The sequence below is a fragment of the Pseudoalteromonas sp. C8 genome (assembly GCF_011378685.1).
GTDB classification, from domain to species: domain Bacteria; phylum Pseudomonadota; class Gammaproteobacteria; order Enterobacterales; family Alteromonadaceae; genus Pseudoalteromonas; species Pseudoalteromonas arctica.
In genome coordinates this window covers 292,186-307,373 of sequence record NZ_WTKT01000001.1, presented here as the reverse complement: position 1 = coordinate 307,373, position 15,188 = coordinate 292,186, and the positions used below count along the sequence as shown (strand labels likewise).

Genomic DNA, 15,188 nt, shown 5'->3' with positions numbered 1-15,188 from the left:
ACCGCTGAATAAGCGGTTTTTTTATGTCTGTATTTTGTGTTTACAAGTATTCAAATACTTTAATTACACGCTCTACGCCAGAAACATTGCGGGCAATATTTACAGCTTGAGTTGACTCAGAGTCAGATACTAAGCCCATTAAAAAAACTTCAGCATTTTCTGTCACTACTTTAATGTTATTACTGCTAATGTCTTTTGCTGTTAGTAGCTGGGCTTTTACTTTAGAAGTTAGCCAAGAGTCGTGAGTTTGTGTAGTAATGCCAGTATTTGAGCCAATACGAATTTGGTTATGTATTTTACGAATACCTGAAACGCCCTCAATGGTGCGCTGCGCTTCGTTTCTCATTTCTTCGTTAGATACTTGGCCAACAAGTAAAACAATACCGTTAACGCTTACAGCGCTTATATTGGCAAACTTTTCAAGACGTTCTACTTCGCTAAGTGCAATACTGGCTTTTATTTCAATGTTGTTATCGTCAATTTGAGAGCCAATAGTACGGCGGTCGTTCGCTGCAGTTACTGCACTGGCTGTACCTGCAACAACAGCGGCTGCGCAGCCTTGCAGTAATACAACAGTACCTAAAACAATAAGAGAGCGTTTAAACATAATTTTCATCCTGAGGGAAAAGCGTTAAATCAACAAGTTCGCTTAAACAATGTAAGTTAACTAAATGGGATTCGATAATGCGGCTAGGGCGTTTAGATGGCGATCTAATTTCAACATCGTTAGGGCCAAGTAGGCCTACCAACTCGCCACCATCATCACCAACCATAACTATGACCTTCATATCTTTAGTTAGTGCAGCTTCAACGGCAGAAATAACATGTTTTTCGTTACCGTTTATAGCCAGTACAAGCAATAAATCACCTTGCTGGGCAAAAGCGCGGACTTGGCGAGCAAATGTATCGTGATCGTCTACTTGAGTACTTTGCCCAAGATTAACGTTTTCTTGCGATAGAGCAATTGCAGGTAAGCAGGGACGTTCGGTTTCATAATGATTAACCAACACACCCGCCATATGCTGAGCGAGCATGTGGCAATTTGCAGTACCGCAGCAAATGAGTTTATTTCCGTTGATCAGACTTTGTGCAATAGTAAATGCAGCTGACTCAAGCGCACTAGGTAGCACTTCACCAGCAGCGATTTGAACTTGAATGCTTTCTGTAAAAATTTCTTTAATTGTGTCTTGCATAGCCTACCAATAATTTATCTTTGTATTTGCGTTTAAAATACATTTTTAAGCCAATTAATATTAGGAGATACTTCTCCTGTAATGGCTACATAATCAATTCTTAGAGCTTGGTTAGTTAAATTTTTAGCTGCTAAGTAATGATAAATACTACGTTTTAATCGAGCTTGTTTTTGTGGACTAAGCGCATAGTTGGCACCGCCACGAGCATTATTTTTGCGAAACTTAACCTCAACGAATACAAGGGTATCGCCTTCTTTCATAATGACATCAAGCTCACCAAAGGGGCAGTAATAATTACGCTCAATGGGTGTTAGCCCTTGAGTAACTAAGTATTTTTGCGCTTCAAGCTCATAATACTGGCCTTTTTCGCGACTATTGTGCCACAGCTCTTTAAACCACGACATGCCGCCCCCTTAATTAAGTTTAATTGATAGTTTGTATGTCACCCGCTGATTGCATAAACAAAGGTACAGGGCGTTGTGTTTCTAATTGCACAGGCTTAATGCGACGGTTTGTATATTGAGCCCAGTCGAGCGTGCGTTCTATATGGCCGCTGGTATTAACAGATAACTTACCGCTTAAACCACTATATTGATTGCCTGGCATTACGCTTAACTGCCTGATGTCATGTAATATTGATACAGCATCGTACGCCATTGCAAATAAGCGCTGGCTAATATCTACTTGCTCTGGCCATAACGAATCATACTGCTGGCGTAAGTTATGTTGTTTAATTTGCGAATCGAGCATCCACGGCAATTCAGTGAAGTATAGGCCGTCTAAGTCGCCTTTGTCAGTACTGTCAATTTGTTTACTATGACTTTTAGAGCTGGCATAAAGTGGAATACGATCTGCAAATGTACTTACGTTTACATCAAGGTAAGGTTTAATTAAGCGTGTTTCTATTGCATCACCCAAAATATAAATAACGTCTATATCACTACGCGAACGGGTTTCGTTTTCTACTTCCTGTTTAAATAGTGCTTTAATCGTTTTTATGCGCTCTTTTGATTTATCAACTTCTAACAAGCTGGTAATTGTATTAGGCATATCTTTTTTATCGTTATAAAAACCTATTTGCGGCTTGGTTTCGCTATAGCGTTGCCACTGTAAGTTAAAGTAATCAACCAAGCGTTGGCCATTTGCGTTATTTGGTGCAAGCAACATAGGTTTTTGATAGCCCTTAGTTAAAAAGTGTTCTAAGGCTTGTTGTACTTCGTGCTCAGGGTTTAGTGCAAAGTAATAATGCTGAAGCGAAATGCGCTCACCATCAAAGGTGTTTAAATGTAGTACCGGAGTATCAATAAGAGTTTGTGCATTGGCAAGTTTATCAATATTTGCTTTAAGTAGAGGACCAATTACAAAGTCAGGCTTTATTTCTTCAAGTTGCGCTGCAATTTCTTCTGTACTTAGGTTTTCATCAATAAAAATAGTGTCGTTGATATTTTGCGTATCAAGTGCAGCTAATACGCCAGCTTTAAGGGCATCACCTAAACGTTCGTTAGGGCCCGATTGTGGAAACAGCACAACTAAGCGCTCTATATTGATAGGAGCAAGTTCAGTAAGCATTTCATCTTGTTCAGGTAATACAGTAAAAGCCGGATGCCCAATATAGCGTCTGCGCCAATTGTTGATCGCTTGATCTAACTCTACGCCACTACTTGCATATACTTGATGATATAACGCTAGGTTAGCCCACCCTTGCTGAATAACCGAACCACGGTTAAAACGTTCAAGCGCGTAAGAAGAAAGTTGCTTTAAGTTATCCCACAAATTTTGATTAAGTTGAGGGATTTCTATATTATTTTTTGTTGCTGTTTCAGAGGCTCTAAAAAAGTAGGGTGCAGCTTTTTTAGGAAAATTTTGCGATGCGTAAATGCTGGCCGTTAAAAACTGATGCCAAGCAAAATGCTCAGGTTGAGTCAGTTGTCCGTCTAGCGACTGTAAAATAACCAAAGCTTGATCATTTTTATTCTGTTGTTTTTGTGCAAATGCAATATAAAGGCGGTTCTGGATTTGATCAACACTTGCGGTTAATTCAAGCTCATTCCCAATTATCTCTAATAAAGGCCAGTTTTGCTCACTAATTGCTGCATCACGGGCGCTATACAATAACTGTATTTTATCGGCACCTTGGCGGTTTTGCGCCAATTGATAGATAGATTGCGCACTGGTTGCCTGATTTTGCAGTGCATTAGTGCGGTTACTTACGTTATCGCTGTTTTTAGTTGGTTTTTCGGTTGTGCTACACGCCGATAACCCTGACAATATAATTAATAGACTAACTAGTTTAAGTCGCACAATGATTTCCCAATACGTTAACGCGATTTGCTTATATTACTGACTGACGCAGGAGACCTCAATGTTAAATGAGGAGAATTCACAGAAAATTGGCACTCTTTACATTGTTGCCACCCCAATTGGCAATTATGACGACTTAAGTCACCGTGCCATTGCGACATTATCGCAAGTTGACTTAATAGCTGCTGAAGACACTCGCCATACCGGCAAGCTACTTAGCCACTTTGGAATTAAGGCAAAAACGTTTGCATTACACGACCACAACGAAAAGCAAAAAGCACAACAAATTATTGATCAACTTAATCAAGGTTTAAATATTGCTTTAGTATCTGACGCTGGTACACCACTAATTAGTGATCCAGGCTACGCTGTTGTAAATCTGTGTCGCGAACAAGGCGCTCATGTTACACCTGTTCCAGGTGCATGTGCTGCAATTACAGCCGTATGTTGTTCAGGCTTACCAACCGACCGCTTTCAGTTTATTGGTTTTACGCCAGCCAAAAGCAAAGCTCGCCAAGACTTTTTTACCGAAGCTGTTAACTCAGGTATCACCAGTATAATGTACGAAAGTACGCACCGTATTATGGCAAGCCTTGATGATTTAGCACTAGCCCTTGGTGATGAGCAGCAAGTTGTGTTTGCTAAAGAGCTAACCAAAACCTTTGAAACATTTTTTAATGGTAGTGTAAGTGAGCTTAAACAGTTTTTAACTGATGATCCTACCAAGCAGCGCGGCGAAATAGTGCTTATGCTTCCGGGCAAACCAAAGCAAATAGACGATGTTCCGCCTGAAGCGCGCAAAATGCTGGCACTTCTTGAGAGTGAAATGCCAATGAAAAAGGCCTGTGGTGTGGTTGCTGAATACTTTGGTATGAAGAAAAACGCTTTATACAAAACAATTATTGAAGAAAAAGAGTAAATTTTACTGCGCTTGGTATTAGCCTCATGTATACTGCGCGCCGAGTCAGCCAAGATGATCGCTGCCTGTGACGAAAATGATCAGGGGGAGGAAAGTCCGGGCTCCATAGGGCAGAGTGCCAGCTAACGGCTGGGGGGCGTGAGCCCACGACAAGTGCAGCAGAGAGGAGACCGCCAATCTTTGGATTGGTAAGGGTGAAAGGGTGCGGTAAGAGCGCACCGGGCCGCTAGTAATAGTCGGTTGCAAGGTAAACTCCACTCGGAGCAAGACCAAATAGGGTTCCTTATGGCGTGGCCCACGTTGGAACCGGGTAGGTTGCTTGAGCCATAGAGTGATTTATGGCCTAGACGAATGATTATCACTTTCTTCGGAAAGGACAAAACCCGGCTTATACGGCTGACTCACTCATTCAATAAAAAGCCCGCAGTTAACGCTGCGGGCTTTTTTGTGTTTAAATTTTAGTTAATACAACTTCAGCATTATTAAATAATATTTTTCCCTTGTTCTGGATCGCGAGATTGCTCTGCTTGTTCACGTATTTCGTCAGTATCACTACTTACATCATCAAGCGTTTTAGTTTGCTCAACAGTTTCACTTTTTTCGTTTTGTATTTGCGATGGTTGTTCTTCCCCTAAACTAGAAACACTTTCATTAGGGTCGGTGAGTATAATTCTCTCTCGTGCGTCATCAGGCATGCTGATGTTTTGTTTTGTGAACTCATTGACTAATTCGCGCATAAGTTGTGAGGCTACTTTTAATGGGCTGTGTTGCTCGCTATTAACCCAAAAATATAAAACGAAGTTAATAGTAGATGAGCCTAAATTTTTTATTAAAACTTGCGCGGGTGGGTCGCTAAGTACCGCATTTTGTTGATTGGCAATATCGAGGGCGAGGGTTTGTGCGCTGCGTATATCGTTATCGTAGCCAATACCAATTTCTACTTTGCCGCGCATTTTTGGATTGGCAGTCAGATTTTTAATGGTATTTTTATATACAGTCGCATTGGGTATTTGAATATGATTGCCATCGTAATCAACAAGTGTGGTTGCTCTTGCTGTTACTTTTTTAACAATACCTAATCGGCCATCCACTTCAATTACGTCGTCAATTTTAAAAGGTCTTTGTACGCTCAGTAATAAACTGGCAATAAAGTTCTCTGCTATGTCTCTAAAAGCAAAGCCGAGTATTAAACCTATTAACCCAGTCCCACTCATAATAGCAACAGCAAACTGAGTAAGCCCTGCTAAACGTAAAAATAAATATACCCCAAATAAAATTATTAGGGTGCTTATGCTGCGCCTTATAACTAGGTGAACAAGCTTGCTGTCAGTCATATAGTCAATGGGTTTGATTAGTAATCTAGAAAGTGGTCCTGAAATTAAGTAACTGAGTACTAAAAGCATTATACCGAGTAAAATAGTGGGTAATATTTGCGCTGTTACGTGAAGTAATTGCACGCCTTGCTCATAAAAGAAGTTCCACGAAAGTGTATCAACTTTGATCACTTCAGTTATTGGTGTTGTATTATTTAGCGCTACACTGCTTTTTAGGGTACCGAGCATGGCTTATCTTCCGTGTTAGAGTCTTTTATAGATAAATATTAGCAAGTTTGGTACCAAACGCTTATAACTTGGCAAATATTTTGCTGTAGTAACGTAATACAAATATTGAGGTTTAGAATGAAAGAAGCTAAACGAGGACAGCAAGCAGAGCAGCCTGCACATATCCCTTTTATAGGTTGGTGGGATATTGTTAAACGTATTTTTAAGCAAATGAGCGAAGATAATTTATCAATAGTAGCCGCAGGTGTCGCATTTTATGCACTGCTTGCTATTTTTCCAGCCATTGCGGCGATGGTATCAGTGTATGCGTACTTTTCATCCCCAACAGATATTAGTGAGCACTTAAGTAAAATAGTTACTTTGCTTCCACCAAGCACCAGCGAACTGATTTTATCTCAGGTTTCTAGCCTTGCTAAAACATCAAGTGCAAGCTTGAGCTTAAGTGCAATTGGTACGCTCATACTTACTATTTGGAGTAGTTCAAAGGGCAGCCAAGCACTTATTACTGCATGTAATATTAGTTATCGTGAATATGAAAAACGCTCATTTTTTCAGGCTCAATTAGTCCGTTTTCTATTTTCGGTAGGAGCGATTGTAGTCGCAATTTTTGCGCTATTAATTATTGGTATTTTACCTATTGTACTTAATTTAGTGGGACTAAAAGAAAGTATAGATTTATTAATTAAACTCATTTCTTGGCCATTATTGGCTTTTACCTTTAATTTTGCATTGGTACTTTTATATCGTTATGCCCCACATCGTAAACCTGCTAAATGGCGTTGGATCACAATGGGGTCGTCTATTGCTACCGTGCTGTGGATTTTAGCATCTATAGGTTTTTCATTTTATGTGTCGCGCTTTTCTAGTTACAACGAAACGTATGGCTCACTAGGTGGTGTAGTGATCATGCTGATGTGGTTGTATATCAGCGCTTATATAATCACATTAGGTGCTGTAATTAATGCAGCTACTGAGCAGCAAACAGGTAAAGATAGCACTGTAGGGCCGGCTAAAGAGCGTGGGCAGCGAGGCGCCTATGTAGCAGATCACCTCGATGTAAAAAATGAATAGCTATTAATTAGCTAAATTAGTAAGTGCAGTAATTTGCTCTTTAAATTCTTGTGCTGCAGGACCAAGCCTATCGTTGTCGTTGCACATTAAATATAAATTAAGAGTGCGGGTTGTACCTTGGTCTAAATTAAGTGCAATGAGGGTTTGATCTTCAATTAAGTGTGCAATTTGTGTTTTTGGCAGCCAAGCATAACCTAAATTTTGACTAACCATATCAATAGAGTTACGTAAGTGGCTTACTGTCCAGCGCATATCAGCACCTAGCCAGCCTTCGTTGTGACTGGTGTGGGTTGCTGAATCGCGCACTACTATTTGTCTATGTAGCTTTAAATCACGAAAGTTGAGTTGTTCAGTATGTTGGTGTAATACATGGTCTTTATGCGCAACCGCTATAAACTCTATATCGCATAACGTACTGCAGCTAATTCCATAGATAGGAATTGATGAAATGGCTAAATCAACCACTGAGTTATGTAATAATTCGTTTGCACCTGTTAGCACGCTTTCTACTAAATCAATTTTTAAAAGAGGGTAAAGCTCACTCGTTTTAGCAAGTGCTTGGTATAAAATAGCGTGTGGAAAAACCTCATCAACAGCTATTTTTAATGTGCTTTCTACGCCTTCGCTTAGCGTACTTGCTACCGATTCTATTTTAGTCGCTTCTTCAATTAAAAACTCGGCTCTGCGTAAAATCAGCTTACCGCTATCGGTTAAAAATGCTTTACGGCCTTTTACTTCAAGCAACTTAATTTGCAAGGCGGCTTCAAGTTTTTGCACAGCATGGTGTACGGTTGACTGACTTTTATGTACAGCTGCGCTTGCGCCTGCAAACCCGCCATGATCCACAACCGCTTTAAACATTCGCCATTGCTCTAATGTTGCTTTTGCCATTTTTAAATCCTGTTACTACTTTATATCTGATTGCTTAACTTGACCGCGCAGACGCATTATTTATTGCGTAACAGTGATTTTTTGTCTATTTATTTTAACAAAGCTACTTTTTTATCAGCTAGAAGTGCCATAAAACTGCTTTTATTTAAAGGTCTTGAAAATAAATAACCTTGACCGTAATCGCATCCTGCTCCAAGTAGTAGCTGCATTTGTAATTTAGTTTCAATTCCTTCGGCGATTACTTTTAAGCCCAACTGATGCGCCATAACAATGATGGCTTCACACAATGCAAGTTCTTGGCTGCCTATTTGAATATTATCAACAAAACGTTTATCTATTTTTAAATAGTCGGTGTCCATTTCTTGTAAGTAAGCGAGCGACGAATACCCGGTACCAAAATCATCAAGAGCAAGCTGCATTCCTGATTTTACTATTTCTTTTAGGCGTCTTTGCGTAAGTGCTTCAGGGTTAACCATTAAGCCTTCAGTTATTTCTGCGACAATTGACGAAGCAGGCAGTTTTGCTGCTTTTAGCATATCGTACCATTCATCTATGCCACTCTCTGGCGTGGATAATTGCACTGGCGATACGTTTACACTTATTTGAAAAGTATCATCGGTTAGTGTTTTTATATCGTTAAGTGTTTGCAAAGCTTGGGCAAATACAAATTGACCAATTGCATTTATTTGCCTGGTTTCTTCAGCAAGTGGGATAAATGCGATAGGGCTAATTAGGCCTTTTTCGGGATGTTGCCAACGAATAAGCCCTTCAGCTTTATGAATATGTAAATCATTTAAAGCAACTATGGGCTGATAAAATAACTCAAACTGTTCAAGTTCTATGGCACTTCGTAAGTCTTTTAATAGCACCATGCGCGCGTGTGCATATTCGCGCATGTCAGCAGAGAAAAACTCAAAACAGTTACGACCATTACTTTTTGCTTTATACATAGCCTGATCGGCTGCCTTTAAAAGCTGTTCAGTATTTTCACCATCATTAGGAGCGCAAGCAATGCCTATGCTTGCACTAATAAATAACTCTTCGTTTTCAAGATGCAAAGCTGACGATAGACTAAGTAAAATATTACTCGCAATTTGATTAATATGGCGGGTACTTTTAATGAGACTAAATACAATAACAAACTCATCTCCCCCAATTCGTGCCACAAACTCAGCGTTTTTTGCCGACTGGACTATACGCTGAGATACGAGTTTTAATAAGTTATCGCCATAGTGATGGCCTAATGTGTCATTAATATCTTTAAAGTGATCAATATCTAAAAGCATGACAACCAATTGATTATCTGGAGTAACAACATTTGAAAATCGTTGATTTAATCGCTCCTTTAATTCTAAACGATTTGGTAAGTCAGTTAGGTGATCAAAATGAGCTTGTCGCCAAATGGTTTCATCAGCTTGTTTTTTTTCTGTGAGGTCTGTGAATATCGCGATACGACGAATAGGTGCGTTGTTTGTATCATAAATAGTATCGATTGTGAGCCACTCAGAATAAAGCTGCCCGTTTTTTTTACGGTTAATAACCTCGCCTTGCCAGCGGCCTGTTTGCTGTAATTCAGACCACATTTTATTGTAAAAATTCTTATCATGTTTTCCTGATGAAAGAATTGAAGAGGACCGGCCAATTACTTCTTCTTTGCTATATAAAGTCGTTTTGCAAAATGCAGGATTTACATCAAATATGATACCCGTTGGATCGGTGATTGCCATGCCTTCACTACTGTTGTTATACACTAGTGAGGCAAGGTGGAGTGCTTCTTCATTTACTTTTCGTTGTGTTATATCTCGTAGTACAACAACGTATTCATTTTTACTTTGCATTGCGCTAATACGTGCTTCAAAGCTGCGTTTAGGATCTGATTTTTCGAGTGTGAATTCTAAATTACTCGAAACATCAAGTTTAGATAACTGCGATAACAAAAGCTGAACATTGCTGTGTGAAAGTATTGATGATAAATGAGGTACTACAGTGCTGTTAGGATTTACTTGAGGCTTAAACTGTCCTGTTATGTTGAGAATATCGCCATGGATGTTAATTCTAACGTAACTATCGGGCAGAGTATTAAGCAAGCTAGTAAGCTCATCATGCTTGTTTTTTAAATTAGCTTCAGCTGTTAACCGAGTTTGCGCCATTGATTTAAAACGCTGATAGAGAGTATTTAGCTCTGGATTATTGGGTTGTATTTTTTGTGAGGGCATCTCGCCCTTAGCCAATACGTTTGTTGCATTTGTTAGATTATTAATTGGGTCAATAATGCTGGTTTTAAGTAGTTTACGTGCAATTAAAGACAGTATCAGCAGCGATAAAATAAACACACCAATCGCTATAAAAAAATTATTATTTATTTGCTTTAAAGCATGCGTAACAGGAAGTGCGATATGTATATTTAAGCTGTTATTACTCGGATCGCTGTAAATAACAGAGTGGTGAAGCATTCGGGCTTCACCTTCAATAGATTTTATTTTTGTTGATGCCTCATTATTAATCGAAGAATCAGTTGCTAATAAAGTCTGTGCAATATTATCGCCAAGCGCGGCCGTTGTAGGTGGATAACGCGCTAAAATTTTTCCGTTAGAATCAGCAATTGCAGCAATAGAGCCTGGCGGAAGTTCAATGTCATTAAAAGCATTGTTCCACCAGTCAAGCGCAACAACGATAACTACAACGCCCTGAATTACATTTTTTTTATTAATAATAGGTAACGCAAAATTAAGGGTGTTTTTTTGCAGACTTCGGTCGTGCTGAAAATAACCTACCGACAATTGGTTACTTTTTAAGGCGTTTTGGAAATACGCCCGATCGGCAATATTAATTGTTTTGGCTAACCCGCTTGTTGTACATATAACAATGCCATTTGGATCTATAATCCCGATATTGGCAACATGTGCGTAAATAGATCTAAATTGATTAAAATAATTAGGGCAGGTCGTTGCTAAATTTTCTTTCTTACTTTCCTCTTTAGCCAAATAACGCGCTAAACGGTCAATATCATCGACTAAGTGCTTTTGCTGTAAAATTAATTGCTTAGCAATATTTTCTACTTTTTTTTCACTTTGCTCAATAGAGTGATCGCGTTCAAGCAGCAGTGTAAAAATAATTACAGCGGTGCCCGGAATACTTAGCAATATAAGTAAACGATAAAGCTGATGTTTGAGAGAATAAGTAAAAATAACCATTCCTTAGTTTTGTATTTTGCAATAACAATTGTAGCCAAATTCACTCCAAATAACCATAGTAATTATAAGGTTGAAAATGTAACCAATGAATCATTATAGTTCTATTTTTTGGAATGTTAAGGTCGATTTAAAGACATAGTTGTTTTGTTTAATGGATGATTTAATAACCCCATAAACTTATTCTTTAGAGTGAATTAATAAATGAAAATATCAAAAATACTTACAGCTTATGCAACTCAAGATGGCGATGGTGTGAGTATTAGCCGTATACCTGGGTTTGATGGTAAATATTTAGATCCCTTTTTAATGATTGATGAACTTAAGTCAGACGACAAAAAAGATTATATGGGAGGCTTTCCTGAGCATCCGCACCGAGGTATTGAAACGTTTACTTATATTCTAAAAGGTGGCTTTGAACATCGTGACCAAATGGGTAACAGAGAAGCAATTAAAGCAGGTGATGTGCAATGGATGAGTACAGGGCGCGGCGTTATGCACAGTGAAATGCCACTCGCGGATGCTGTAGATGGACTGCATGGCTTTCAAATTTGGATCAACATGCCAAGCGCAGAAAAAATGCGTGATTCACGTTATCAAGATACTACTAAAAACCCAGCTCCGAGTTTTACAAATACGCAAGGTGTGACGTTAAAAGCACTTGCGGGATCGTGGCAGTTTGAAAGTGAAACGCTTACAAGCTCTCTGCAAAGTTTAGCTGCTAATGCGGCGCTTGCTGATATTACATTACCTGCTGGTAAAAGCATTTATTTAGAGCCTCTTAGCCAACAAAAAGTAATGCTTTATATTCATAGCGGCTCACTAATAACGAGCGACAATCAAACAATACCAGCGGGCAAGTTACTTATTTTAGAACCAGGTAGTGACATTAATATTAGCTCTGAGCACGGCGCTGGTGTTTTGGTTTTAGCCGGCGATCCACTTAATCAGCCGATTGCTCATATGGGGCCGTTTGTAATGACGACTCAAGCTGAAGTACAGCAAGCAGTGCGTGATTATCAAAACGGCGAGTTTGGCAAAATTTAACGGTATTTTTAGGAGAGTTTCATGGGATTATTAGTTAACGGTCAATGGCAAAATAAATGGTACGACACTGATTCAAGTAATGGTAAGTTTGAGCGCGAGGCGGCGCAGTTACGTCACTGGATCACTGCAGATGGTAGCGCTGGAATAACGGGCGAGGCCGGTTTTAAAGCTCAAGCGAACAGGTATCATTTATATGTGTCACTTGCGTGTCCTTGGGCGCATCGAACGCTTATATTTAGAGCGCTAAAAGGGTTACAAGATTTAATTACGGTGTCGGTTGTTAGCCCTGACATGCTTGATAGTGGTTGGGCTTTTGATACGCAAAACCACAGTACTGGCGATGCTTTATTTAATAGTAACTACTTACATCAAGTTTATACAAAAAATAACCCAAAGTACTCCGGGCGAGTAACCGTTCCCGTATTGTGGGATAAAAAGCTGAATAAAATTGTTAGTAATGAGTCTGCCGATATTATACGTATGTTCAATAGTGCGTTTAATGAATTAACAGGTAATAACGATGACTACTACTCTGAGGCGCTGCAACCAAAAATTGATGAATTAAACGCGTTGATTTATCCAAGTATAAATAATGGTGTTTATCGTACGGGCTTTGCTACAACTCAAGATGCGTATGAAGAGGCGTTTAACGATGTATTTAAAGCACTCGATACAGTAGAGGGGATACTGAGCAAACAGCGGTATTTAACAGGGGATAACCTCACAGAGGCTGATTGGCGATTATTCACCACTCTCATTCGGTTTGATAGTGTGTATGTTGGCCACTTTAAATGTAATTTGCGCACAATTGAAAGCTACCCTGCTTTGAGCGGATACCTTAGAGAGTTATATCAGGTTAAGGGAGTAGCAGAGACAGTTGATTTTTACCACATTAAACGTCATTACTATTTTAGCCATACAATGATCAATCCAACACAAGTTGTGCCAAGTGGCCCAAGTGTTGGTTACTTATCTGATCACGGTAGAAATGTTTAACGTTTAAGCAAACAGCCTAACAAGCCAGCCGTATTTTCTTACCAAGCTGGTTTCGCCTTTCCCTGCTTGTACAGCTGCGCCGGCTAAAAAGGCACTTGTTAGTCCCACTTTAGTTGCGGCAAAACGCTTTAGTCTATATTGAAACGCTGCATGATGTTGGCGTTTTAACTCACTGCGCGTATCCATTTGCTTACTCAGAGCATCAACGTTTTCATTAGGTGCTTTAATTAAGTAGTTAACTAACATAGTAATTTCCTTATAAGTTAAACAGTTGTTTTAAGCTTTTAAGTGTTTTACTAAAGCCAATTTTATTGCTTAGGTAAACCGTATTTTTCCAAAGCCATGCTAAACAAGCAACTTGCAGCAAAGTAGCTGTTGCAATACTTAGCCATACTGACCCAAAAAGATCATATACACCGTATCCAACAGCACCTAGAAATCCTGCCCACAACAAAACCAAACCACTGGCAAAACAGCCTAAAAATATAGTGATCAATGCAAGCGATCTAAGCGATAACCGCCATTCAGCTTTAGCAAGCTGATGTGTGATCTTTCCTTGAGTTTGGTAATCATCCTTGAGCTGCTTAGAGTACTCTAAAAGCTTTGCAATATGATCTTGCCAATCGTCCTTTTGGCTCTGCTGCTCAGTTGTTTGGTTTTGCGCTTCACCATCCTTGGCTGCGCTTGTTTGTGGGTTATTCATCACTAATTACTTACGACGAAATAGTGATGTAATCAGCATACCCGCAGCAAAAGCAATACCCGCGGTTGCTAATGGATTTTCAGAAGCAAATGCACGGGTTTTAGCTGTACATTCACTTAACTTTTCGCGTGCAATAAGTTGTTTTTCGCTTAATGCATCTGCTGAACTCGAAGCGCCTTTACGAACACTGCTTTCAGCTGTTGCTGCTTTGCTAGAAAGTGCATCTACAGCATCGTGCGCCGCTGATGTTGCTTTTTCTGTAAGAGGTGATTCAGTATTTGTTAGTTTAACGTCAGGCTTAACATCTGAAGTTGTGTTTGGTTTCGTATTTGTTGCAGTAGCCATAATCAATCCTTAATAAGTTAAAAATTTAAATAGTGATTTAGATGATGCAATGATTAAACCAAAACTGTTATTTATTTTAAGTTATTGAGTTTGTTTGTTTTTGTTGTTTGTATATAACTTTTCGTATTTGGTAATTTAAAGCAAACAGTAACTATTACTACACGGTTAGGTAAATTTTACAAAGGGAGTAAAAATGCTTAAAAAGTTGTAAATATTCATTGGTTATTCAGTAAGCAAAGCGTGTAAACAGAAAGTTATAAAAAACAGAGTAAATATTTTTTTCATCACAATCCCACTTTTTCCCACGTAATTCAAACGCTTCGCTTGAGCCCTTATTTTTTCTAGCTTTGGGACTTACTAAAGCTGGTCAGCTTACTTGACAAAATGGCTTGTCAAGCCCTAAACTGGAGCACTGTGGTAAAAAGTGGTTTTTAGTGGATCACACTGGATAAAAATAAACAAAAGTTGAATAAAACAATTTTAAAGTAGGTTTTTTATGTTTCGTGGCGCGAGTTCACTGAGTTTGGATGATAAGGGGCGTTTTGCGGTACCGACTAAGTACCGAGAATCTCTATTGTCTGAAGATCAGGGAACGGTTATTTGTACCGTCGCATTAAATGAGCCGTGTTTATGGTTGTATCCGCTGGCTGAGTGGCTAGAAATAGAAAGCCGTTTAGCTAAAATCTCCAATATGAACCCACGAGCCCGTCGAATGCAGCGTATGTTGCTCGGGAATGCTACTGAATATCAACTTGATAAAAATGGTCGAATTTTGCTTGCGCCGTCACTGAGGGCTCATGCATCACTTGGCAAAAAAATCATGCTAGTTGGTTTGATGAATAAATTTGAAATTTGGGATGAGGCGCGTTGGCACGAGCAAATGCAGCAAGATACTGAGCTTGAAAGGCTTGGCGATTTTGAACCTAACCAAGATTTAGATAATTTTACACTCTAACAGCACAAAAAAAG

The 15,188-nt window shown here is 39.2% G+C and carries 15 protein-coding genes and 1 other RNA gene; 6 read left to right on the top strand and 10 right to left on the bottom strand.

Translation table 11 applies throughout. The annotated features are described in order from the left end of the window. Window positions 1-40: 40 nt before the first annotated feature. Genes dolP through GQR39_RS01360 form a run of 4 tightly spaced genes read right to left on the bottom strand, consistent with a single transcriptional unit; the run spans window position 41 to window position 3,494 of the window. Window positions 41-607: a division/outer membrane stress-associated lipid-binding lipoprotein gene (gene dolP / locus GQR39_RS01375; RefSeq protein WP_007582867.1), complete on the bottom strand. Its 567-nt coding sequence runs from the start codon at window positions 605-607 to the stop codon at window positions 41-43. Beyond that, window positions 600-1,193 (bottom strand): SIS domain-containing protein, encoded by a 594-nt coding sequence (locus tag GQR39_RS01370; protein ID WP_002957968.1) that lies wholly within the window; start codon window positions 1,191-1,193, stop codon window positions 600-602. The genes dolP and GQR39_RS01370 overlap by 8 nt, the downstream gene beginning before the upstream one ends. A gap of 32 nt (window positions 1,194-1,225) precedes the next feature. Next, the gene (locus tag GQR39_RS01365; protein ID WP_165734630.1) at window positions 1,226-1,597 is read right to left on the bottom strand and encodes a YraN family protein; all 372 of its coding nucleotides are present in this window, start codon (window positions 1,595-1,597) and stop codon (window positions 1,226-1,228) included. A 19-nt stretch (window positions 1,598-1,616) separates the two neighbouring features. After that, entirely contained in the window at window positions 1,617-3,494 is a 1,878-nt protein-coding gene (locus GQR39_RS01360) for a penicillin-binding protein activator (protein ID WP_007582872.1), read from the bottom strand. Window positions 3,495-3,555: 61 nt separating this feature from the next. On the opposite strand from GQR39_RS01360, the gene rsmI reads away from it, so the two are divergent. Both rsmI and rnpB read left to right on the top strand, forming a co-directional pair. Then, window positions 3,556-4,413: a 16S rRNA (cytidine(1402)-2'-O)-methyltransferase gene (rsmI, locus tag GQR39_RS01355; protein ID WP_010554279.1), complete on the top strand. Its 858-nt coding sequence runs from the start codon at window positions 3,556-3,558 to the stop codon at window positions 4,411-4,413. Window positions 4,414-4,455: 42 nt separating this feature from the next. Continuing rightward, window positions 4,456-4,820: RNase P RNA component class A (gene rnpB, locus GQR39_RS01350), an RNA gene on the top strand. 75 nt (window positions 4,821-4,895) lie between these two features. Here rnpB and GQR39_RS01345 read toward each other — a convergent pair. Further along, entirely contained in the window at window positions 4,896-5,975 is a 1,080-nt protein-coding gene (locus GQR39_RS01345) for a mechanosensitive ion channel family protein (RefSeq protein ID WP_165734629.1), read from the bottom strand. A 117-nt stretch (window positions 5,976-6,092) separates the two neighbouring features. Between GQR39_RS01345 and GQR39_RS01340 the strand changes: the two genes are divergently transcribed. After that, entirely contained in the window at window positions 6,093-7,046 is a 954-nt protein-coding gene (locus GQR39_RS01340; RefSeq protein ID WP_007582878.1) for a YihY/virulence factor BrkB family protein, read from the top strand. Window positions 7,047-7,049: 3 nt separating this feature from the next. On the opposite strand, the gene GQR39_RS01335 is transcribed toward GQR39_RS01340, so the two are convergent. Next, window positions 7,050-7,937 (bottom strand): LysR family transcriptional regulator, encoded by an 888-nt coding sequence (locus GQR39_RS01335; protein WP_010554286.1) that lies wholly within the window; start codon window positions 7,935-7,937, stop codon window positions 7,050-7,052. An 89-nt stretch (window positions 7,938-8,026) separates the two neighbouring features. Next, complete coding sequence (locus tag GQR39_RS01330; protein ID WP_165734628.1) at window positions 8,027-11,131, bottom strand: EAL domain-containing protein; 3,105 nt, start codon at window positions 11,129-11,131, stop codon at window positions 8,027-8,029. Between the two features lie 201 nt (window positions 11,132-11,332). Here GQR39_RS01330 and GQR39_RS01325 point away from each other — a divergent pair, with 201 nt between their 5' ends. Next, on the top strand, window positions 11,333-12,175 hold the full coding sequence (locus GQR39_RS01325; RefSeq protein ID WP_165734627.1) for a pirin family protein: 843 nt from the start codon (window positions 11,333-11,335) through the stop codon (window positions 12,173-12,175). Between the two features lie 21 nt (window positions 12,176-12,196). Next, window positions 12,197-13,171 carry a glutathione S-transferase family protein gene (locus GQR39_RS01320; protein ID WP_165734626.1) on the top strand — a complete coding sequence of 325 codons (975 nt, stop codon included), beginning with the start codon at window positions 12,197-12,199 and terminating at the stop codon, window positions 13,169-13,171. Window positions 13,172-13,174: 3 nt separating this feature from the next. Here the strand turns inward: GQR39_RS01320 and GQR39_RS01315 are convergent, their stop codons facing one another. Genes GQR39_RS01315 through GQR39_RS01305 form a run of 3 tightly spaced genes read right to left on the bottom strand, consistent with a single transcriptional unit; the run spans window position 13,175 to window position 14,219 of the window. After that, window positions 13,175-13,417, bottom strand: coding sequence for a hypothetical protein (locus tag GQR39_RS01315; protein ID WP_007582895.1), 243 nt, complete (start codon window positions 13,415-13,417; stop codon window positions 13,175-13,177). Window positions 13,418-13,427: 10 nt separating this feature from the next. Beyond that, window positions 13,428-13,874, bottom strand: coding sequence for a hypothetical protein (locus GQR39_RS01310; RefSeq protein ID WP_024590208.1), 447 nt, complete (start codon window positions 13,872-13,874; stop codon window positions 13,428-13,430). Window positions 13,875-13,880: 6 nt separating this feature from the next. After that, window positions 13,881-14,219, bottom strand: coding sequence for a hypothetical protein (locus GQR39_RS01305; protein ID WP_007582901.1), 339 nt, complete (start codon window positions 14,217-14,219; stop codon window positions 13,881-13,883). A 496-nt stretch (window positions 14,220-14,715) separates the two neighbouring features. On the opposite strand from GQR39_RS01305, the gene mraZ reads away from it, so the two are divergent. Further along, the gene (mraZ, locus tag GQR39_RS01300; protein ID WP_007582904.1) at window positions 14,716-15,174 is read left to right on the top strand and encodes a division/cell wall cluster transcriptional repressor MraZ; all 459 of its coding nucleotides are present in this window, start codon (window positions 14,716-14,718) and stop codon (window positions 15,172-15,174) included. The last annotated feature ends 14 nt before the right edge of the window (window positions 15,175-15,188 follow it).